The following is a 21831-nucleotide window of genomic DNA, read 5'->3' as shown; positions in this document are numbered from 1 at the left end:
TCCGACAGGAGCCATTTCGTGAAAGACTTATTAAAGTTTCTGAAAGCGCAAACCAAGACCGAAGAGTTTGATGCGATCAAAATTGGTCTGGCCTCACCTGACATGATTCGTTCATGGTCATTTGGTGAAGTGAAAAAGCCGGAAACCATTAACTACCGTACGTTCAAACCTGAGCGTGACGGGCTTTTCTGTGCGCGTATCTTCGGGCCGGTAAAAGATTACGAATGTTTGTGCGGTAAGTACAAACGTCTGAAACACCGTGGTGTGATTTGTGAGAAGTGTGGTGTTGAAGTGACTCAGACTAAAGTGCGCCGTGAGCGTATGGGTCACATCGAACTGGCATCACCGACCGCACACATCTGGTTCCTGAAATCACTGCCGTCCCGTATCGGCCTGCTGCTGGATATGCCGCTGCGTGATATCGAACGTGTTCTGTACTTTGAATCTTATGTTGTTGTTGAAGGCGGGATGACCAGCCTTGAGCGCAGCCAGATCCTGACAGAAGAACAGTATCTCGACGCTCTGGAAGAGTTCGGTGATGAGTTCGACGCGAAAATGGGTGCGGAAGCCATCCAGGCATTGCTGAAAGCAATGGATCTGGAACAGGAAGTCGAAAACCTGCGCGAAGAACTGAATGAAACCAATTCAGAAACCAAACGTAAGAAACTGACCAAGCGTATCAAGCTGCTGGAAGCGTTCATTCAGTCCGGTAACAAACCGGAGTGGATGATCCTGACAGTGCTGCCGGTGTTACCACCGGATCTGCGTCCGTTAGTTCCGCTCGATGGTGGTCGTTTTGCGACATCAGATCTGAACGATCTGTACCGTCGTGTGATCAACCGTAACAACCGTCTGAAACGCCTGCTGGATCTGGCTGCACCTGACATCATCGTACGTAACGAAAAACGTATGCTGCAGGAAGCCGTGGATGCGCTGCTGGATAACGGCCGTCGTGGTCGTGCAATTACCGGCTCTAACAAGCGTCCGCTGAAATCGCTGGCAGACATGATCAAAGGTAAACAGGGTCGTTTCCGTCAGAACCTGCTCGGTAAGCGTGTTGACTATTCCGGTCGTTCTGTAATCACCGTAGGTCCTTACCTGCGTCTGCATCAGTGCGGTCTGCCTAAGAAAATGGCACTGGAACTGTTCAAACCGTTCATCTACGGTAAGCTGGAACTGCGTGGTCTTGCTACCACCATCAAAGCTGCCAAGAAAATGGTTGAGCGCGAAGAAGCGGTCGTATGGGATATCCTGGATGAAGTTATCCGTGAGCACCCGGTTCTCCTGAACCGTGCACCGACACTTCACCGTCTGGGTATTCAGGCGTTTGAACCTATCCTTATCGAAGGTAAAGCTATCCAGTTACACCCGCTCGTTTGTGCGGCGTATAACGCCGACTTCGATGGTGACCAGATGGCGGTTCACGTCCCTCTGACCCTGGAAGCGCAGCTCGAAGCCCGTGCCCTGATGATGTCCACCAACAACATCCTGTCACCGGCAAGCGGCGATCCGATTATCGTACCTTCTCAGGACGTTGTTCTGGGCCTGTACTACATGACCCGTGACTGTGTTAACGCCAAAGGCGAAGGCATGGTACTGAACGGTTCAACTGAAGCTGAGCGTGTATACCGCGCCGGTCATGCGTCTCTGCATGCCCGTGTGAAAGTCCGTATCACTGAAGAAGTGAAAGACGGCGAAGGTAATGTCACCAAGCGTACCAGCATGATTGATACCACTGTCGGCCGTGCCATCTTATGGCGTATCGTTCCGCGTGGTCTGCCTTACTCACTGGTTAACCAGCCGCTGGGTAAAAAAGCAATCTCCAAAATGCTGAACACCTGTTACCGTATTCTGGGTCTGAAGCCGACCGTTATCTTTGCTGACCAGATCATGTACACCGGTTTTGCCTACGCTGCCCGTTCAGGTGCATCTGTTGGTATCGATGACATGGTTATTCCGGAGAAAAAAGCCGGGATCATCGCGGAAGCGGAAGCGGAAGTGGCCGAAATCCAGGAACAGTTCCAGTCTGGTCTGGTTACCGCCGGCGAACGTTATAACAAAGTTATCGATATCTGGGCCGCGGCTAACGAACGTGTTGCCAAGGCGATGATGGAAAACCTGTCTGTTGAAACCGTGGTTAACCGTGACGGCGAAGAAGAACAGCAGGTTTCTTTCAACAGTATCTTTATGATGGCCGACTCCGGTGCGCGTGGTTCTGCCGCACAGATTCGTCAGCTGGCCGGTATGCGTGGTCTGATGGCGAAACCGGATGGTTCCATCATCGAAACGCCAATCACTGCGAACTTCCGTGAAGGTCTTGACGTACTCCAGTACTTCATCTCAACCCACGGTGCGCGTAAAGGTCTGGCGGATACCGCACTGAAAACAGCAAACTCCGGTTACCTGACCCGTCGTCTGGTTGACGTGGCACAAGACCTCGTCATCACTGAAGATGACTGTGGTACGCACGAAGGTATCGTCATGACCCCGGTTATCGAGGGTGGTGATGTTAAAGAACCTCTGCGCGACCGCGTATTAGGCCGTGTGGCTGCTGAAGACATTCTGAAGCCGGGTACTGCGGATATTCTTATCCCGCGTAACACCCTGCTGCATGAAAAACAGTGTGACCTGTTAGAAGAAAACTCTGTCGACAGCGTGAAAGTGCGCTCCGTTGTAAGTTGCGAAACTGACTTCGGTGTCTGTGCGAAATGCTACGGCCGTGACCTGGCGCGTGGTCACATCATCAACGCCGGTGAGGCGGTGGGTGTTATCGCGGCACAGTCAATCGGTGAACCGGGTACACAGCTGACGATGCGTACGTTCCACATCGGTGGTGCGGCATCCCGTGCTGCTGCGGAATCGAGTATTCAGGTCCGTAACAAAGGTACAGTGAAACTGTTCAACGCGAAGCTTATCGGTAACACTGCCGGTAAACTGGTGGTGACTTCACGTAACACTGAACTGCGTCTGATCGATGAATTCGGCCGTACCAAAGAAAGCTATAAAGTTCCTTACGGTGCTCAGCTTTCCAAAGGTGACGGTGAAGCTGTCAACGGCGGTGAAACGGTCGCTAACTGGGATCCGCATACCATGCCGGTTGTCAGTGAAGTGTCCGGTGTTATCCGCTTCACAGATATGCACGATGGCCAGACCATCACCCGTCAGACTGATGAATTAACCGGTCTGTCCTCACTGGTTGTTCTGGATTCTGCAGAACGTACCACCAGTGCGAAAGAAATGCGTCCGGCACTGAAAATCGTCGATGCACAGGGTAACGATGTTCTGATCCCGAACACGGATATGCCTGCCGCTTACTTCCTGCCGGGTAAAGCGATTGTTCAGCTGGATGATGGTGTTACCATCAACGCCGGTGACACGCTGGCACGTATCCCGCAGGAATCTGTCGGTACCAAGGATATTACCGGTGGTCTGCCGCGCGTTGCGGATCTGTTCGAAGCGCGCCGTCCGAAAGAGCCTGCGATCCTGGCTGAAATCAGCGGTATCATCTCGTTCGGTAAAGAGACCAAAGGTAAACGCCGTCTGGTGATCACACCAATCGACGGCAGCGATCCGTATGAAGAGATGATTCCGAAATGGCGTCAGCTCAACGTGTTCGAAGGCGAAATGGTTGAACGTGGTGACGTCGTATCCGATGGTCCGGAATCACCGCACGATATCCTGCGTCTGCGCGGCGTGAATGCGGTTGCCCGTTATATCGCGAACGAAGTCCAGGAAGTTTACCGCTTACAGGGCGTTAAGATTAACGATAAACACATCGAAGTTATCGTTCGTCAGATGCTGCGTAAAGTCACCATCACCTCTGCGGGAAGCTCTGAGTTCCTCGAAGGTGAGCAGGTTGAATATGCACGTGTGAAAGTGGCAAACCGTCTGCTGGAGCAGGAAGGTAAAATTCCTGCAACCTTCGAACGTGATCTGCTGGGTATCACCAAAGCGTCTCTGGCAACAGAGTCCTTTATCTCTGCGGCATCGTTCCAGGAGACCACCCGCGTTCTGACCGAAGCGGCCGTTGCGGGTAAACGCGACGAACTGCGCGGTCTGAAAGAGAACGTCATTGTGGGTCGCCTGATCCCGGCCGGTACCGGTTTCGCGTACCACCAGGATCGTATCCGCCGCCGTCATCTGGCAGAGACTGCCGATGCAGCACCACAGCCGGTCAGCGCTGATGAAGCAACAGCTAACTTAGCTGAGCTTCTGAACGCGGGCTTCGGTGGCAGCAAAGAGTAAGTGATACAGCAATGTAACTGACTGAACAGCCCTCCTTTTTAAGGAGGGCTTTTTTGTGCAGAACAGCAAGCAAACGGGCATATTATGCGCAACGTATTGTTTATTTTTATGATTTTATTTTCTGTTGCCGGTATCAGCCGGGCGGCGGAAGCCCCTTCCGATTCACAGGAATGGTTACTGAAAGATGAACCGCCGGCACTGATTCAGGTGAAAGAGCCGCAGATGATTTTTGCACCGGTCGCCGGTGTGATGCAGGGAGTTGCGGAACTGAACCCGTCACACGGTTTTTATATTTATCCGGTGAAAGGGGAATTCCGTGAGTTACAGTTTGGCAATGACCGCGGTTTTATCAGCAGCGAACATCTGTCAGATAAAAAACCTAAAGTCGTGCCGCCGCTGGACACACTGAATGAACTCAATAATCCTATTTATGATTATCTGATAACCATCCGTAACACCAATGTTTTCGGCACACCGGATGAATCGAAATCCCCGGTTGCTACTCTGTTTGGTGATCTGCGTTATCCGGTACTGGCCAAAATGGTCAGGGAAAACCGGGAAGGCGAAAAAAATGTCTGGCTGACTATTCGCCTGGCAGACAGACTGGCGTACATCCGTTTATCGGATGTGGAGCTGGATAAAGGGATCCCGATCCTGACGTATCACCATATTCTGAAAGACAGTGAAAACAGGAATTTCCGCCATACCTCGACCACCACATCCGTTGAGGCCTTTAAGGCGCAGATGGATTATCTGAAGCAGGCCGGTTACCAGACGATTTCCCTTGATGACGTGGCCGGTTATCTGGCGAAGGAAAATAACCTGCCGGGCAAAGTGGTGGCGCTGACGTTCGACGATGGCCTGAAATCGGTTTACCGTTATGCTTATCCGATCCTGAAGCAAAATGATCAGAAAGCCACCCTGTTTGTGATTTCCTCACGGGTGAAATCAAAGCCGCAGAAATGGGCACCGGACGGATTACAGTTTATGTGCTGGCCGGAGCTGATGCAGTCACGGGATGTGTTTGATATTCAGTCACATACCCACTTTTTGCACCGTCTGGATAACCGCAAAAACCCGATTATTTTCAGCCGTAAAGAACATACACTCCTGCTGGATTACCAGCGTTCACAGCGCGTGCTGGCGAAACTGAATCCGGAACAGCATTACCTGGCATATCCTTTCGGGGCATATAATCAGGATGCGATGGATGCCGCACAGCAGGCGGGTATGACGATGGCTGTCACCACCATTCAGGGGAAAGTCCGCCTCGGCGATAACCCGTATGCGCTGAAACGCCTGTATGCACTGCGCACCGACCCGATTGAGAAATTTGCCACCATGATTGGCAACAGTGGTCCGGAAGTGGTGAATAAAGATATTGTTGTTGACAGATAATCCCGTTTTTATATAACAACTCATGGCCTGATAATCACGATTATCAGGCCGTTTTTTTGCGGGATAGCGCGCTTTTTGCCTGACAGTAACGGAATAATTTAAATCTTAATATTTTTATTAGTTCAGAAATATCCACTATCAAAAAGCGCGTTTTTCCTGTTTAACGATAATCTGTTAATTTAATTATTAATATTCAACATATTATAAAAGTGACATATTTCATTACATCTTTGTTTTTTTGGCTGTCATTTAAAGTGAGCATAACAAATTGTAATATAATGCGTTTTTCTTTATTTACCCGCGCAGTGAATACTGATTATCGGATTATCATGCCAAAAATATCATAATCAGCCTTTTTCTCAGTGTTATATTCCTATTCTCACACCATTTTCAACGAAAGATAAATATTTAGTGCCATACCGCTGGTCAGCCATGCTTTACAGCCTGTTATGTGAAATCTATTATTCCCTCCCGCGCTTGCCCGGTGTGCCGGATGAAGCGTAATGATACCGTGCCGGACGGTATTTCTGCCGTGCCGGTTTGTTTTCAGTGATGGGTTCTGCACAGCACTGTCTGGCGACAACGGTGTGCAGAATTCGTCTGTCCTTATTTATGGAGCCGGCATGATCCCGTCCGTTTCTGAATTGTTGCCGGGGCAGTCCGGCCTGGTGTTTACCTGCAAAATCGGCCGGTTGCCGGAGCAGACCTTTCAGGTCACCGAGTTTTCACTCAGTGAATCCCTGTCCTCACTGTTTTCGCTGACCCTCAGTGCAGTCAGCCTGCTGCCGTCCGTTGCCTTTGAAGAGCATCTCGGCTCTGCCGCCTCACTGACCGTCACCCGCAACGGTGTTAAAGTGCGTACCGTGCAGGGGCTGCTGGCCTCCGCTGAACAGGGCAATACCGATGGCAACAAAACCTGGTATCACTTTCTGATCCGCCCGGAAATGTGGATCATGACTCTTAACCAGGACAGCCGTATCTTCCGGCAGCAATCCGTACCGGAAGTTCTCGCTACCCTGCTGGATGAGGCACACGTCAAAAATGACCTGAAATTTTACGACGGTGAACTGCACGGGAAGCGCGATTACATCACTCAGAAGCGGGAATCCGCGTATGATTTCTGGTGCCGTCTGGCGGCAGAAGAGGGTATTAATTTCTGGTTTGAGGAAGGCCCGGTACTCTTTTACAGTGACAGTCATCTCGGCATGACCGCCGGTATTCACCTGACCTACAACCCGCAGGCGGATACGGACACCGGTGACAGCACGGCATTCTCCTGGCGCTACGCCGAAAAGCTGTGCAGTGATATTCAGATCCGGAAAGATTACAACCCGCAGAATCCCTCTTACCCCCTTGAGCATCAGCTGACCGGGGATATACACCGGCAGCACGGTACTTTTGAAAGTTACGGTCGTTTTCAGCAGGATGAGCCGGGCGGCTACTTTACGATGCTGCGCTATGAACAGTCCCAGAATGAACGCCAGACCGGCAGTGCGGGCACCAACTGCTTTGCCCTGAGGCCGGGGAAAATCTTCACCCTGAAAAACCACCCGTCAGGGGTGATGAATCAGTCGTGGCAGGTAGTCACCGTGAATCATCACGGTCGCCAGCCGCTGGCAGACAACAGCGGTGGTGAAGGCACAACCTTCAGTAATACCGTGCAGTTCATTCCCGGCTCCCGCGAATGGCGGCCGCCGTACCGTTTCCGCCCGCAGGCGGACGGTGACGAGCTGGCAACGGTGGTCGGGCCGGAAGGAGAGGAAATCTACACTAACGATCAGGGTGAGGTGAAAGTGTTTTTTCACTGGGATCGCTACGGCAGACCGGATCACAGCGCTTCCTGCTGGGTACGGGTTGCCCATGGCTGGAACGGGGACGGTTTCGGTTTTATGTCGGTACCGCGTATCGGGCAGGAGGTCATTATTTCATACCTTAACGGGGATATTGATCGTCCGGTCATCACCGGCTGCACCTATAACGGGCGCAACCGTCCGCCGCTGAACCTGCCGAAAGAGAAAACCCGCACCACGTTCCGCACCAAAACCCATAAAGGGGACGGGTTTAATGAGCTGCGCTTTGATGATTTGGCCGGTCAGGAAGAGGTGTATATTCATGCTCAGAAAGACATGAATGTGCATGTCGAAGATAACGCGACCTGGCATATACAAAATGACCTGAAACGGCGAATTGATCATAACAGTTATACCGAACTGACCGGTGATGAGCATGTCATTATTGATGGTTCACAAAAACATCAGATTACCGGGGATACCTCGCTGCATATCAAAGGCGAACAACATACCCGGGCAGACAGAAACCTGGTGACATCCAGCGGACAGCAGACACATCTCGTCAGCGACGGAAAAATCATCATTGAGGCCGGAACAGAAATCACCCTCAAAGTCGGCGACAGTTTTATCCGTATTACCCCGGGGGCGATTTTTTCGTCCGGTAATATGAATGTCGGCGACAATGCACCCGGCGGTGGTATCCCTGTCCGGCTGCAGCCGCCGGACGGGGTACCGCCGGCTGAACCGCCGCATCCGGCGAAAAAACACTGTGCGCTGGCCTCACAGCATCCGGGCGGCCTGATGGTTAAACCGGCCGGGGAGGCATGAAAGGTATGAAGACAACAGACTGGCGGACATGGCTGACATCGGACAGTCAGCACGACGTTTATTTTCTGCTGAATAAGCTGGCCCGCCCTGATCCGTCAGACCTGTTTTACCGGTATGACTGGATTGATGAGGCACAGCCGCTGTATGCCGGCACACCGTTGTCACACCTGGGCTCAGCCGGTCCCTGGCTTGTCCGCGTCAAATGGCAGGCCCTGTCCGGAATGGGGCAATATCTGGATAACAACCCGTTTCCGGATGAAAGCTGGGGCTGGGCATATCACAGTACCGGCAGCTGGGATGCACAGATAACTCACTGGCAGCACTATCAGCGGATGCTGTTTGAGGGGGAGGACTGCATTTTGCGGCTGTTCGATGCAAGAATTGCGGCTGTGATTATCCCTGCCTGCAAACCGGCAGACTGGGCTTCCCTGCTGGCGCCGGCCGCCGGCTGCTGTATCCCGTCCCCGGACGGCAATATCATCCTGAGCCGTCCCGCAGATACCGGCACAATCGTACCTTCCGGTCTTTTTGTTCCGGGCCGCCACCTGACAGAGGCCTGGAATAACTCTGCGCAGTCACGGCGTAATATCACCGATAATTTTTATATCCAGTTCTGGGAGGATCATTCTGAGCTGGCTCTTCAGCTGGATGAACCTCCCGGCCGCCTGATGGCGCTGATTAATGATTACATGGATACCTGCCGGGAGGATCTGACGGATGTGACCTGGGCAGGCAATGCGCTCTTTATCCGTTATCTGACAGACCAGAATATTATTCACCCGCAGACAGGGATCACCGATGCAGCCAGAGCAAAGTAAGACATTTCAGACCGTACAGTATAATGACCCTTACTGCACTGACTGCAGTAAACGACAGGCATGGATTGAATTTATGCTGGTCGATGAACATAACGCCCCTGTGGCGGGGATCCCTTATTCATTAATGATTTACGGCGGTGAAACCCGGCAGGGGCGCTCCGGGAAGGATGGTCTCATCAGGGAGGAAAACCTGCCGCTGACCTCTGTGATATTAAAAACAGATGCACAGGAACTGGCGGATGAGATGGAACTCCGGCCGCTGCGTGAAGGACGCGGACCGGAACATTCTGAGGCAAAAGCCCTGGCGGCCCTGAATGACCACAGTTACCGCTATGTGGTCATTGGTGAGCTGTGTGACCGCGCCCCGGAGATTGAAGAGTGGAATTACGCGGCATTCGGGCTGCCCCGTTACCATTTTAAAAGCGAGACCGATTTTCCGGGGATCCGTTTTTCCGGTAAAGACTTTAACCGCCGTCATATGATTGAAATCTGCCCGTTCAGGGCCTGGTCGCTGATACTGAATCACACCGGAACGTATGATCTGGTCAACGCTTATAATCTGGCCCTGATGGCGCTGCTCTCCTACTGCAATGAAATCATGCGGGATCCGGATGCGAAGGGAACGGACATGCGGCCGGTACTGGATGAGAAAAATACCGTCTCGTCCTTTTTTTACAATGCCTGCTTTGATTTGTCCGCCCCGCCTTCGTTTGAGGACGGGGCCCGGTTTTATGCTGTCACCACCGATGTTCCGTTCAGAGAACGCTACCGCCCGGCTATCTTTCTCGACAGTTCGCAGGTCAGGGATACGGCGACCCTGGAACATAAGAGAAGGATGTTTTTTGTGGAGAACAACACCCACGTTATTGTTTCCTGGCGGGGGACGGACGGCGGCCGGGATGTGATGACTGATGCCTCTTACAAGCCGGTGCCGTACAGCCGGGTAGAGAACGCAAAGGCTCATTACGGATTTCTCGACGCTTATGAGTGTATGGGCCGATATTTCAGAAAACAGTTAGGCAGGATACCTGTTGCCGCCAGGGATAAACAATTATTCGTCTGCGGTCACAGCCTCGGCGGAACCGGGGCGCTGCTGCATGCCGCCGATTTAAAAGACAAGGACCCGCTGGTGTACACCTACGGTATGCCGCGGGTCTTCACCAGAACAGCCGTGCTCGCCTTCCGTGACCTTCCCCATTTCAGGCATGTCAACGATGCGGATGCGGTCACCAGTGTGCCCAGCGATACCAACATGGACAGCTGGCTGTTTGAAGCCTGGGGATGGTTTGGTATCGCTCTCGGCACGGCATGGACCATTGCCTCCGCGCCGACACTGCCGGTACAGAAAGCGCTGCCGGATTTTGGTGAGGTATACTGGCATCATGGTCAGCCGGTGGCCTTTTTTGAGGCCAGACAGATAGGGGAAGACCGTGCACATCCGGCAGGAAAAGGAAACAGCACCGTTAAAGCCCGGTGGCGTTTTGATTCCGGCTTTAAGTTTTATCTGGTGCCGGGGATCCGGGAAGACCTCAGTGACACATTAAAAGAGCAGCAGGAATACCTGATAAGCTCGGCGGATAAAAACGTGCTGGGAGAGACCTTCCCTCAGTACACCAACCCGGCGCTTGATACGGTGGGAATGAGCTTTGCTGCCCACAGTATGAGCGACCAGTATATGCGTATCATCAGTAATCAGGTGATAAGGCAGATTAATGAAAAGAACACCCCGGAACAGAACCGGAAGCGGACGGATTTTATTTCCCGGATTGACAGCACTGATGCTTATCCGCCGAATGTGGCGCGGAATAATACCTTTCTTCATATGGAAAGTGTGCTGGGTGAACTGTTCAGATATCAGCACAGCAATAACAGCAGTAAAACAGCCCTGACACGGTTTGAGGAGAATACCCGTGAATTTATATAACAGTATCCCGGTGGCCGTCATTCTGGCCGCATCAGCCCTGACGGGCTGTTCCTACAACACGGCGCTGTCGCCGCCGGCAGACAGCCGGATGATTCATTTTTCCGCCACGGTACCGGACGCACTGGAATCGCTGCCGTTATCGGCCGTCTACCGTTCAAAAAAATGCACCCGTACCGAATATGACAGCCGCGATAAGCCTTATGAGGTGGCGAAAGCGAACTGGGCGGATTATCCGCTGACCGCAGTGAACGGCAGGGTGAGTGCAGCGGTACCGGTGTCCGGGGGCGGATACTGTGACTGGACACTCAGCAGTCTCACCTATGAGGTCAGACTGAAACATCCTCATACCGTTGACCCGGAAATCACTGATAATTTCGGGTTTGAAACGGTTTTTATCACCGGAAATTACGCCCCGGCGGTGTTTAACGGCGGCTATATTCCGCACCGGGGTGATTTCAGGGGCAATTTGCTGTTGTTCCCGTTTATTCGTGATATTTTTCTCGGAAAACAAGAAAAAACATTTCATCTGGTTGCTGAAGACGACATGGTCACGTACCGGCTGGCGGGTGCGGAAAATATTCACCTGACGGTGGATTATGAACAGGGGATGCTCAGCCGCTGGACAGATATAAAAGAAAAAAAACCGGGAAATAAAACCGTTATCACCTATCCGGACGGAGAGGAAGAACGAAAAGGAAAAATCTATCCAAGTTATAAGAAATTACTGAAAATCCGGGAAGCGCGCCGGGCGGCGGCACAGCGTTAAAACAGCCCTGACACGGTTTGAGGAGAATACCCGTGAATTTATATAACCGTATCCCGGTGGCCGTCATTCTGGCCGCATCAGCCCTGACGGGCTGTTCCTACAACACGGCGCTGTCGCCGCCGGCAGACAGCCGGATGATTCATTTTTCCGCCACGGTACCGGACGCACTGGAATCGCTGCCGTTATCGGCCGTCTACCGTTCAAAAAAATGTACCCGTACCGAATATGACAGTCGCGATAAGCCTTATGAGGTGGCGAAAACGAACCGGGCGGATTACCCGCTGACCGCAGTGAATGGCAGGGTGAGTGCAGCGGTACCGGTGTCCGGGGGCGGATATTGTGACTGGACACTCAGCAGTCTCACCTATGAGGTCAGACTGAAACATCCTCATACCGTTGACCCGGCAATCACGAAAAATTATGGTTTTGAAACGGTGTTTATCACCGGAAATTATGCCCCGGCGGTGTTTAACGGCGGCTATATTCCGCACCGGGGTGATTTCAGGGGCAATTTGTTGCTGTTTCCGCTAATCAATGAATTTTTTCTCGGAAAACAGGAAAAAACATTTAATCTGATTGGTGAAAACGACATGGTCACGTACCGGCTGGCGGGGGCGGAAAATATTCATCTGACGGTGGATTATGAACAGGGGATGCTCAGCCGCTGGACAGATATAAAAGAAAACAAACCGGGAAATAAAACCGTTATCACCTATCCGGATGGAGAGGAAGAAAGAGAAGGCGAAATCTACCCGGACTATAAGAAATTACTGAAAATCCGGGAAGCGCGCCGGGCGGCACAACCTTAAAACAGGCAATCACCTTCCGGAGGGTGTTGCACGGATGAGGATGGTGATAAATCATCCTCCTTTTTCCCCGATATTCTCACGGGTAAACGGAAAGTATATTCCGGTTATCTGACCGGCTGCTGATATTTTACGGTCACACACCGGTGATTGTTGCAAATAATAAGCGCGGAATAATACCTTTCTCCATAGGGAAAGTGTGCCGGGTGAACTGTTCAGATATCAGCACAGCAATAACAGCAGTAAAACAGCCCTGACACGGTTTGAGGAGAATACCCGTGAATTAACAAAATAATGTACGTCTTACTGTGCTGTTGCCCGCTCTATGGTACTGACCGGTGGTTTTTACACTTTGTGTTAAACGATGCCTTAAGATTTTTTTTGGAAATTAAAAGCTAATTAACATAATGAATTTAATATTATTAATGCAGAGTTATGATTGATATGAGTAATCACAAATTATTTAGTAAACCCGTTGTTTTATGTGTCGTTATGCTTGTTTTTTTATTTTATTCTGATGACTATGTGATAATATTTAGTAGTTATATTTTTGAGTCATTTTATATGTCACTTCGATTTATAGTTGACTTTATTGAATTAGCAGTAGTTCTTGCTATCTTATTTTTTTATAATAAAACAAATACCCCTGTGCTTATTGGTACTATAAAAATAAAAACAGTTACTGAATTGACATTTATCATCGTGCCAGTGGTATTTGTTTTATTTTTGATTGAAAAATTAACGGGTATTGAGTTTGAGGCTGGAAGGTATTATTCGGACATAGATGAAACAATATCTGTATCTAAAGTGCTTTTTTATTTTTCTGTTTTTGTTATTCAGCCAATAATTCAGGGGGTTGTTTTTTGTGGCGTGTTATTTAATGAGTTAATAAAATATTCAAGAAAAATTTTGTTCTCTGTTTCAACCCTGTTTTTCATTGTTTACAATGCTTATGATATCAGATTTGGCGTTTGTTTATCCGGAGTTGTGCTATTTGTTTTTTTATCAATAATATTATTACTGGCCAGAATGAAAAGCGGAGGCGTACTTCTGCCTGTTATTTTACACGCTCTATTTAATATTTTTTATTTTAACATTCAAACTTATCATTATGGATATGACGGTTAACCATATCTCAAGACCGTATTTGAAAATAAGATATTAAAGTGTGTTATTTTTGTTAAGGTATTAAAATGAATAAAGAAAAAAATAGTGTGTATTTGAAGTTATTGATGTTTCCCTATTTGTTATTTACAATAGGTAATATTGTTTTTTTATGGTTTGTTATTTTTATGTATTTTATTGGTTTTAATCAATGGGATATAAGTGGCGCTGATTTTTTTAATGCAGAGGTGTTTATTTCTGTTCTTGTTTTTCTTGTTTCATTTTTTTTCTTTATTAAAGACAGAGTTTTTTTGAAAAAAAATGGTTTTTATTGTCCATCATGGGTCTGGTTTGTTTTTCCTCCGCTATATATATACAAAAGACAAAAATATAATGATTCTGGGTTTGAGTATTTTTGGGTTTTTATTTTCATAAATTTATTTCTTCCTTTATATAATCAAGGTATTTTAATGGGTATAATCACAATCACGTTAAGATTATAATATACAGTAAAATTATAGTTTTTTGATCTCTTACCCAAATCAGGCCGGTGATACCGGCCTTTCTTACCTTATCTTCCCAGATATTTATCCCAGTCCTTCCAGACCGGCTGAAGACCGGCGGCGAGCAGGGCATCGGCGACCTGCTGCGGCGAACGGTTGTCATGCGGACTGAACTGCTCCAGTTCCGGATCATCCTCTTCGGCATAGCCGCCGGGCTGGGTGCGGGAACCGGCGCTGACCTGGTTTATCGCCACCGGTACCATATGATCACGGAAATACGGTGATTCGCGGGTGGAGAGTGACAGCTCAATATCGGGTGCGAACAGGCGGAAGGCACAGATAAGCTGCACCAGCTCCGCTTCATTCATCAGGGATTCAGGCTCAATACCGCCCGCACACGGGCGCAGACGCGGGAACGAGATGGAATAACGGGTTTTCCAGTAGCGCTGGCGCAGATAGTGCAGATGCTCCGCAACCATATAACAGTCCGTCCGCCACTGACCGGACAGGCCGATCAGTGCGCCCAGTCCGATCTTGCTGATCCCGGCCTGACCAAGGCGATCCGGGGTTTGCAGCCGCCAGTGAAAATCCTGTTTTTTCCCTTTCAGATGATGCCGCTGATAGGTGCTCTCATGGTAGGTTTCCTGATATACCATCACGCCGTCCAGCCCCAGTGTGCGCAGCTCGGCGTATTCCTCTGTCGCCATCGGCTGCACTTCCATCATCATGGTGCTGAAGTAATCGCGGATCAGCGGGAAGGTTTCGCGGAAGTAGTCCATCCCCACTTTGCGCTGATGTTCGCCGGTGACCAGCAGCAGGCTGTCAAAGCCGAGGGCTTTTATTGCCTTACATTCGGTATGGATTTCTTCCGGTGTCAGGGTCTTACGCTTAATGTGGTTGCTCATGGAGAAGCCGCAGTAAGTGCAGTCGTTGGCACACAGGTTAGAGAGATAGAGCGGGACATACATCCCGACGACATGGCCGAAACGCTGCCGGGTCAGTGTCTGTGCTTTCTGCGCCATAATTTCGAGATACGGCCGGGCAGCCGGGGAGATCAGTGCCATAAAATCTGCGGTAGTCAGCGTGTCTGCACTCAGCGCCCGTTCGACATCCCGCGCAGTTTTACTGTTGAGCTGTAAGGTGAGGTCATCCCAGTCCAGCTGCTGCCAGCGGTCGCTGAAGGTTTTTTCACTCATCACAATGCTCCCAGGAATGAGGTCAGCGGGCTGGATGCCGATGCCTGCTGCTGCACCGGCGCAAGTCCGGCTTCCCGTGCCAGCAGCCCGGCCTCAATGGCCTGACGGAAGGCTTTTGCCATGGTGACCGGTGACCGGGCAACCGCCATCGCGGTATTGACCAGCACGGCATCCGCGCCCAGTTCGATGGCCTCGAGGGCGTGGCCTGGTGCGCCGATCCCGGCATCAACCACTACCGGAACCGTTGCCTGTTCAATAATAATGCGCAGCATATCGCGGGTCTGTAATCCCTGATTGGAGCCGATAGGCGAACCCAGCGGCATAACGGCGGCGCATCCGGCTTCCTGCAACCGGCGGCATAGTACGGGGTCAGCACTGCAGTAAGGCAGGACAACAAACCCCTCTTTCACCAGTATTTCTGCCGCAGTCAGGGTTTCCACCGGGTCCGGCAGCAGGTAACGGGCATCGGGGTGGATCTCCAGTTTGATCCAGTTGGTGCCGAGTGCTTCCCGCGCCAGTTGTGCGGCAAACACCGCTTCCCGGGCATTGTTTGCGCCGGAAGTATTCGGCAGCAGTTTAATACCGAGTTCACGGAGCGGGGCGAGGATATCGTCATGTCCCTGAGAAAGATCGATGCGCTTCATCGCCATGGTGACTAACTGGCTGCCGGAGGCAGCAATTGCTTCCTGCATCACCCGGCTGCTGGTGTATTTCCCGGTGCCGGTAAATAAATGGGATGTAAATGTGGTATCTGCAATCGTCAGCATCATTAACCTCCTGCGATAGCCTGAAAAAGTAAAATCTGATCGCCGTCGCGGACAACGTGTTCTGACCAGGTGCCACGGACAACAATGGTCTGGTTTACCGCGACAGCCATACCCGTCACCGGACGGCCGAGGGATGCTAACAGCTCACTGACAGTCAGTGGTGTATCAAAATTCATCACCTCGTCATTAACCGTTATGCGCATGCAGCTGCCTCCTGACACACCGGGCAGTCTGCCGCCCGCCGGAGCTGTAAAGTGCTCCAGCTTTGCTGTCTGCCGTCGAAAAGGCGTAATTTTCCGTTCAGCGGGGAAGATAATCCGGCCAGCAGTTTTATCGCTTCCAGCGCCTGGAGTGTGCCGATCACGCCGACAACCGGGCCGAGCACACCGGCAGTGCGGCAATTGCGTTCCGGAATGACATCATCGGGATAAAGACAGCAGTAACAGCCGTGTTCAAACGGCGGCTGCAGTACCAGAAGCTGTCCGCTGAAGCCGACCGCGCTGCCGCTGACCAGGATTTTTTGCTGAGTCACGCAGGCAGCGTTGATGGCATGGCGGGTGGCCATGTTGTCGGTACAATCGAGGACAATATCTGCTGTTTGTACAATGTATTGCAGCGTTTCCCGGGTCTGACGTTCGGAGATCACATTGAGTGTCAGTGCCGGATTCAGCGCCCGCAGACGTGCCGCTGCCGTACGGGCTTTATTGTCCGGTACATCGGCTTCGGTATATAAAATCTGGCGCTGGAGGTTGGAGAGATGCACTTCATCATCATCAATCAGGGTCAGTTCACCGACACCGGCTGCGGCCAGATACAGTGCCGCAGGGGAGCCCAGTCCGCCGAGACCGGTGATCACCGCATGAGACTTTTTGAGTTTCAGCTGACCTTCCGGGCCGATATCCTCCAGCAGCAGCTGGCGGCTGTAGCGCATAAAATCATGATCATTCAGCATGGTTGACCTCCCGATATTCAGTGGTTTCCCCGGTCAGTGTCATCAGCTGCCGGGTGGCAGCCTGCCAGTCAGCGGCTTTGGTGATGGCGCTGACTACTGCAATACTGCCGACCCCGGTGGCAGCCACGGCCGGGGCGCGTTCGAGGGAAATACCGCCGATGGCGACCAGCGGGAAATCCGGCGTGGCCGCAACCTGGCGGGCTAAGTTTTCCAGTCCCTGCGGGGATGAGGGCATGATTTTGGTTTGTGTCGGGAAAATATGTCCCAGTGCGATATAGGACGGATGCAGCGCTTTGGCGCGCTGCAATTCCGTATCATCGTGGGTGGAAATCCCGAGGCGCAGCCCGGCCTGCTGAATCGCCCGCAAGTCAGCAATATCCAGATCTTCCTGGCCGAGATGCACACCATACGCACGGTGCTTTATGGCAAGGCGCCAGTAGTCATTGATAAACAACCGCGCCTGATACTGTTTTCCCAGCGCAACGGCAGTGCGGATCTGCTCATCCACCTGTGCATCGGTTTTGTCCTTGATGCGCAGCTGGATTGTCCGCACACCGGATACCAGCAGCCGTTCAATCCACACCAGTGAATCCACCACCGGATACAGCCCTAATTGGTGTTCCGTCCGGGCAAACGGCGCGTCAGGCAGATTCATCGATACGCTCCTCTGCACTGTGGTACAGCTCGCTGCCTTTGGCGCGGAAGGCGTCAGACATCTCTTCCATCCCGGCGGCGTAGTCGCGGACTTCCTGTGAAATTTTCATTGAGCAGAATTTCGGCCCGCACATTGAACAAAAATGCGCGACTTTGCCGGATGCCTGCGGCAGCGTTTCATCGTGGTAAGTCCGGGCGGTTTCCGGATCCAGCGCCAGATTGAACTGATCTTCCCAGCGGAACTCGAAACGCGCTTTTGACATCGCGTTATCGCGGATTTGTGCTCCCGGATGTCCCTTGGCGAGATCGGCGGCGTGCGCGGCGATTTTATAGGTGATAAGTCCTTGTTTAACATCTTCTTTGTTTGGTAATCCGAGATGCTCTTTCGGTGTCACATAACAGAGCATGGCACAGCCGAACCAGCCGATCAGTGCCGCACCGATGCCGGATGTGAAATGGTCATAGCCCGGTGCGATATCGGTGGTCAGCGGCCCCAGGGTGTAAAACGGCGCTTCATGGCAGTGTTCCAGTTCTTCGGTCATATTTTTGCGGATCATCTGCATCGGCACATGGCCGGGGCCTTCAATCATCACCTGCACATCATATTCCCACGCAATTTTGGTCAGCTCGCCGAGGGTATGCAGTTCAGCGAACTGGGCTTCGTCGTTGGCATCCTGAATGGAGCCCGGACGCAGACCATCACCGAGCGACAGTGCCACATCATAGGCCGCGCAGATTTCACAGATGTCACGGAAGTGCTGATACAGGAAGTTTTCCTGATGATGGGACAGACACCATTTCGCCATAATCGATCCGCCGCGTGACACAATGCCGGTCAGGCGTTTTGCGGTCATCGGCACATAGCGCAGCAGGACACCTGCGTGAATAGTGAAGTAATCCACTCCTTGTTCCGCCTGCTCCAGCAGGGTATCGCGGAACATTTCCCAGGTCAGGTCTTCGGCAACACCGTTCACTTTTTCAAGAGCCTGATAGACCGGCACGGTACCGATAGGCACCGGGCTGTTACGCAGTATCCATTCGCGGGTTTCGTGGATATAGCGGCCGGTGGAGAGATCCATCACCGTATCTGCCCCCCAGCGGGTGGACCAGACCAGTTTCTCCACTTCTTCCTCAATGGAGGAGGTGACAGAGGAGTTGCCGATATTGGCATTCACTTTCACCAGGAAATTGCGGCCGATAATCATCGGTTCGGATTCCGGGTGGTTAATATTGGACGGGATAATGGCGCGTCCGGCAGCGACTTCATCGCGGACAAACTCAGGGGTGATATTATCCGGCAGATTGGCACCGAAATGCTGTCCCGGATGCTGTTGCAGCAGGACGTCACCCCGGATGCGTTCACGCCCCATATTTTCACGGATGGCGATAAATTCCATCTCGGGGGTGACAATCCCTTTCCGGGCATAATGCAGTTGTGTCACGCATTTTCCGGTTTTGGCTTTCAGCGGTGCCGGGCGGTTCGGGTAGCGCAGATGGTCAAGGCCGTTATCGGCCAGCCGGTCACGGGTAAAATCAGAACTCAGGTGTGTCACCGCTTCGGTATCGCCGCGCTCTGCAACCCATTGTTCACGCAGACGGGCAAGACCGGCGCGGACATCCAGTTTTACCTGCGGGTCGCCGTACGGCCCGGCGGTATCATAAACCGGCACCGGCTCGTTCTCTTCATACTGCGGATTGGCTTTATCGCCGCCGATCAGGGTCGGGGACAAGGCAATTTCCCGCATCGGTACCCGGAGATCCGGGCGCGAACCGGTGAGATAAATACGGGAGGAGTTCGGGAAATTCACGCCTTTCAGGGTACTGATATATTCCTCTGCCGCGTCGCGCTGCTCACGGCGGGTGCGGGCTTTGGACGGGGCGGCGGTTTCCGTCCCCGGGGAGAGATCAGTGGTATCAATACGTTGTTCACGGGACATAGCAAATTCCTTACAGTGAAACCGGCAAAACCGGAAGAAAAAGTGAGAAATTGCTTGTCTGGAGGTGCGTCAGGAGTAATGCGTGATAACCGGCTGTACCCAACATCCGCATGGCGGCGGCTGAAAAACGGCGGTTAAAAAAGGAAAGATTACTCTTGTTCCCTTCGCGGGTACTAACCCGATCAGGTTCCGCGGATCCCGAATTAACGGTCTCAGCCCGATTTATCACGGGGATAAATGCTGGGCACTCCGACAAGAAAGATTTCAGTATAAGAAGCTGCCCGGAAACTACAACCTTTTTATAACATCATTTATTTACCTGACGCATTCCCGGTCATCCTCCCTGATAGTCAGCGCTTATACCGCGGCGGCGAAAGATAAAAAAAATTAAATTAAAACTGATAATTTCCGGTCAGTTGCCGATGTTTTTTGTCGGCGTGCCTTAATTACGGCATATAAGAAAAGACATTTGGTTATTTATTGGCCTTATTGATTGCTTTCTGCATCAGGAAAAAAGATGAATCTTAAAAATACGACGATTCGTGTCAGGTTATCTGTCACATTTGGTGTTCTGATCGCCATTCTGGCGCTGGTTTCCGGCATGGCGGTGATAAACCTGTATAAAGACAAAGAGATGTTCACGAATTACGTTAACGGGACATATGCACTTCAGGTTCAGGCGTATGAAGTCCGCCATGCGACGGAAGAGCGGGCGATCATGTTGCGGGATATGATCAATGCAACTGATAAGAAAGATAAAACAGAAGAACTGAACCGTTTTAAAGAAGAAGACGGGAAAGTCAGTAAGAGAACGCAGGCGCTGCTGGATATGGTCAATGAGTTTGGCATGGATCCGCAGGGGCGGGCGTTGCTTGATAAGATGATAGCGGATGAAAAACACTATGCCGCCGTGACCCGGGAAGTGCTTGAACTCGATCAGCAGGGACGGCATGAGGAGGCGATTGCGAAAATGATGGATGCCGAATATGCGGCCTCGGATGCCTATATCCTGTCATTCCGTGCCAGCCGCGATCACGGCACGGAAACCGGCAATCAGCTTATTCAGGAATTTAATACCAATTTTGAGCGCCAGAGCAACATTATTCTGGTGTTTGCACTGCTGGCATTGACGCTGGCGATTGTTTCCGGGGTGATGATTATCCGGAACCTGACCCGTGCGCTGGGTGCTGAACCCGCACAACTGAAAGAAGTGGCTGAACGGGTGGCCTCCGGTGATCTGTCGCCGTCCGATGAAACGCATCCGGTTCCGGACGGTAGTGTGCTGAGTACCCTGAAAGCAATGCAGAGGAATCTGGCCGGTATCGTCGGCACAGTGCGTAATAACAGTGACAGCATTGTGACCGGTACAATGCAGATAACCAGCGGTAATGCGGATCTGAGCCAGCGTACTGAATCCCAGGCCAGCAGTCTGCAGCAGACCGCAGCATCAATGGAACAGTTATCTGCCACGGTAAAAAGCAGTGCGGAGATCGCGGCAAAAGCGAACATGATGGCAGCGGAAGCCTCCGAAACGGCCCGTCACGGTGGTGAGAAAGTGGATCTGGTTATTCATGCTATGCAGGATATCTCAAACTCTTCCCGCACAATCACTGACATTATCGGCGTGATTGATTCCATTGCATTCCAGACCAATATCCTGGCACTGAATGCGGCGGTGGAAGCCGCACGTGCCGGTGAGCACGGACGCGGTTTTGCGGTGGTATCCGGCGAAGTCCGGACACTGGCACAGCGGAGTGCACAGGCGGCCGGTGAAATAAAAAATCTGATTAACGCCAGCGTTGAGCAGGTGGATGCCGGCAGTAAACTGGTGGCAGAAGCCGGTGAGTCGATGCAGGTGATTGTTACTCAGACGCAGGGTGTCAGCCAGATGATTGATGAGCTGACACTGGCAGCTAATGAGCAGTCTCAGGGCATTTCGCAGGTCGGCATTGCGGTGCAGCAGATTGATGAAGTCACACAGCAGAATGCCGCGCTGGTGGTGGAAAATGCGGCGGCAGCGGAAAGTCTGCATCAGCAGGCGGGTCAGCTCATGCAGGTTATGACCCAATTCAGGCTGGGAAGCAGCGCTGCCTGATCCGGCAGATACCCGCTGCCGGAGAGACGTCAGCGGGTATCATATTGA

At 51.7% G+C, this 21831-nt stretch carries 16 protein-coding genes and 1 riboswitch; of the genes, 10 read left to right on the top strand and 6 right to left on the bottom strand.

Features of this window, described 5'->3' with window-relative positions:
• Positions 1 to 18: 18 nt before the first annotated feature.
• The 9 genes from rpoC to U868_RS0118395 all read left to right on the top strand — a co-directional run bounded on the left by rpoC (position 19) and on the right by U868_RS0118395 (position 14182).
• A complete protein-coding gene (rpoC, locus tag U868_RS0118440; RefSeq protein ID WP_025154588.1) occupies positions 19 to 4245 on the top strand; it encodes a DNA-directed RNA polymerase subunit beta' in 4227 nt (1408 codons plus the stop codon).
• 84 nt (positions 4246 to 4329) lie between these two features.
• Positions 4330 to 5643 carry a polysaccharide deacetylase family protein gene (locus U868_RS0118435; protein WP_025154587.1) on the top strand — a complete coding sequence of 438 codons (1314 nt, stop codon included), beginning with the start codon at positions 4330 to 4332 and terminating at the stop codon, positions 5641 to 5643.
• 623 nt (positions 5644 to 6266) lie between these two features.
• Positions 6267 to 8261, top strand: coding sequence for a type VI secretion system Vgr family protein (locus U868_RS0118430; RefSeq protein ID WP_051583082.1), 1995 nt, complete (start codon positions 6267 to 6269; stop codon positions 8259 to 8261).
• Entirely contained in the window at positions 8258 to 9079 is an 822-nt protein-coding gene (locus U868_RS0118425) for a DUF4123 domain-containing protein (RefSeq protein WP_051583081.1), read from the top strand. Before U868_RS0118430 ends, U868_RS0118425 begins: the two co-directional genes overlap by 4 nt.
• On the top strand, positions 9060 to 11003 hold the full coding sequence (locus U868_RS0118420) for a lipase family protein (RefSeq protein WP_025154584.1): 1944 nt from the start codon (positions 9060 to 9062) through the stop codon (positions 11001 to 11003). The genes U868_RS0118425 and U868_RS0118420 overlap by 20 nt, the downstream gene beginning before the upstream one ends.
• On the top strand, positions 10990 to 11769 hold the full coding sequence (locus tag U868_RS0118415) for a hypothetical protein (RefSeq protein ID WP_025154583.1): 780 nt from the start codon (positions 10990 to 10992) through the stop codon (positions 11767 to 11769). Before U868_RS0118420 ends, U868_RS0118415 begins: the two co-directional genes overlap by 14 nt.
• Positions 11770 to 11801: 32 nt before the next feature.
• Positions 11802 to 12578 (top strand): hypothetical protein, encoded by a 777-nt coding sequence (locus U868_RS0118410; RefSeq protein ID WP_025154582.1) that lies wholly within the window; start codon positions 11802 to 11804, stop codon positions 12576 to 12578.
• 432 nt (positions 12579 to 13010) lie between these two features.
• Positions 13011 to 13703 (top strand): CPBP family intramembrane glutamic endopeptidase, encoded by a 693-nt coding sequence (locus tag U868_RS0118400; protein WP_025154581.1) that lies wholly within the window; start codon positions 13011 to 13013, stop codon positions 13701 to 13703.
• A gap of 65 nt (positions 13704 to 13768) precedes the next feature.
• Positions 13769 to 14182, top strand: a complete 414-nt coding sequence (locus tag U868_RS0118395) for a hypothetical protein (RefSeq protein ID WP_025154580.1) — start codon at positions 13769 to 13771, stop codon at positions 14180 to 14182.
• Positions 14183 to 14250: 68 nt separating this feature from the next.
• Here U868_RS0118395 and thiH read toward each other — a convergent pair whose 3' ends face one another.
• Genes thiH through thiC form a run of 6 tightly spaced genes read right to left on the bottom strand, consistent with a single transcriptional unit; the run spans position 14251 to position 19688 of the window.
• On the bottom strand, positions 14251 to 15378 hold the full coding sequence (gene thiH / locus U868_RS0118390) for a 2-iminoacetate synthase ThiH (RefSeq protein ID WP_025154579.1): 1128 nt from the start codon (positions 15376 to 15378) through the stop codon (positions 14251 to 14253).
• Positions 15378 to 16145 (bottom strand): thiazole synthase, encoded by a 768-nt coding sequence (locus U868_RS0118385; RefSeq protein WP_025154578.1) that lies wholly within the window; start codon positions 16143 to 16145, stop codon positions 15378 to 15380. The genes thiH and U868_RS0118385 overlap by 1 nt, the downstream gene beginning before the upstream one ends.
• Positions 16146 to 16147: 2 nt before the next feature.
• Positions 16148 to 16348 carry a sulfur carrier protein ThiS gene (gene thiS / locus U868_RS0118380; protein ID WP_025154577.1) on the bottom strand — a complete coding sequence of 67 codons (201 nt, stop codon included), beginning with the start codon at positions 16346 to 16348 and terminating at the stop codon, positions 16148 to 16150.
• Positions 16339 to 17097: a HesA/MoeB/ThiF family protein gene (locus U868_RS0118375; RefSeq protein WP_025154576.1), complete on the bottom strand. Its 759-nt coding sequence runs from the start codon at positions 17095 to 17097 to the stop codon at positions 16339 to 16341. The genes thiS and U868_RS0118375 overlap by 10 nt, the downstream gene beginning before the upstream one ends.
• Complete coding sequence (thiE, locus tag U868_RS0118370) at positions 17087 to 17752, bottom strand: thiamine phosphate synthase (protein WP_025154575.1); 666 nt, start codon at positions 17750 to 17752, stop codon at positions 17087 to 17089. Before thiE ends, U868_RS0118375 begins: the two co-directional genes overlap by 11 nt.
• A complete protein-coding gene (gene thiC / locus U868_RS0118365; protein WP_025154574.1) occupies positions 17739 to 19688 on the bottom strand; it encodes a phosphomethylpyrimidine synthase ThiC in 1950 nt (649 codons plus the stop codon). Before thiC ends, thiE begins: the two co-directional genes overlap by 14 nt.
• Positions 19689 to 19830: 142 nt before the next feature.
• Positions 19831 to 19950, bottom strand: a riboswitch (TPP riboswitch).
• 255 nt (positions 19951 to 20205) lie between these two features.
• Between thiC and U868_RS0118360 the strand changes: the two genes are divergently transcribed.
• The gene (locus U868_RS0118360) at positions 20206 to 21783 is read left to right on the top strand and encodes a methyl-accepting chemotaxis protein (protein WP_025154573.1); all 1578 of its coding nucleotides are present in this window, start codon (positions 20206 to 20208) and stop codon (positions 21781 to 21783) included.
• Positions 21784 to 21831 lie beyond the last annotated feature (48 nt).

Origin of the sequence: Morganella morganii H1r (genome assembly GCF_000633515.1) — a bacterium.
Classification (GTDB): domain Bacteria; phylum Pseudomonadota; class Gammaproteobacteria; order Enterobacterales; family Enterobacteriaceae; genus Morganella; species Morganella morganii_B.
This window is presented reverse-complemented; position numbering and strand designations above follow the sequence as displayed.

What these genes read in the sequence shown, in the direction of transcription:
- U868_RS0118375 (WP_025154576.1), bottom strand. Translation starts at nt 17,097, where the DNA reads ATGCTGAATGATCATGATTTTATGCGCTACAGCCGCCAGCTGCTGCTG.
- U868_RS0118360 (WP_025154573.1), top strand. Translation starts at nt 20,206, where the DNA reads ATGAATCTTAAAAATACGACGATTCGTGTCAGGTTATCTGTCACATTT.
- U868_RS0118435 (WP_025154587.1), top strand. Translation starts at nt 4,330, where the DNA reads ATGCGCAACGTATTGTTTATTTTTATGATTTTATTTTCTGTTGCCGGT.
- thiS (WP_025154577.1), bottom strand. Translation starts at nt 16,348, where the DNA reads ATGCGCATAACGGTTAATGACGAGGTGATGAATTTTGATACACCACTG.
- U868_RS0118430 (WP_051583082.1), top strand. Translation starts at nt 6,267, where the DNA reads ATGATCCCGTCCGTTTCTGAATTGTTGCCGGGGCAGTCCGGCCTGGTG.
- thiH (WP_025154579.1), bottom strand. Translation starts at nt 15,378, where the DNA reads ATGAGTGAAAAAACCTTCAGCGACCGCTGGCAGCAGCTGGACTGGGAT.
- thiC (WP_025154574.1), bottom strand. Translation starts at nt 19,688, where the DNA reads ATGTCCCGTGAACAACGTATTGATACCACTGATCTCTCCCCGGGGACG.
- U868_RS0118385 (WP_025154578.1), bottom strand. Translation starts at nt 16,145, where the DNA reads ATGCTGACGATTGCAGATACCACATTTACATCCCATTTATTTACCGGC.
- U868_RS0118395 (WP_025154580.1), top strand. Translation starts at nt 13,769, where the DNA reads ATGAATAAAGAAAAAAATAGTGTGTATTTGAAGTTATTGATGTTTCCC.
- U868_RS0118420 (WP_025154584.1), top strand. Translation starts at nt 9,060, where the DNA reads ATGCAGCCAGAGCAAAGTAAGACATTTCAGACCGTACAGTATAATGAC.
- U868_RS0118425 (WP_051583081.1), top strand. Translation starts at nt 8,258, where the DNA reads ATGAAAGGTATGAAGACAACAGACTGGCGGACATGGCTGACATCGGAC.
- U868_RS0118400 (WP_025154581.1), top strand. Translation starts at nt 13,011, where the DNA reads ATGATTGATATGAGTAATCACAAATTATTTAGTAAACCCGTTGTTTTA.
- thiE (WP_025154575.1), bottom strand. Translation starts at nt 17,752, where the DNA reads ATGAATCTGCCTGACGCGCCGTTTGCCCGGACGGAACACCAATTAGGG.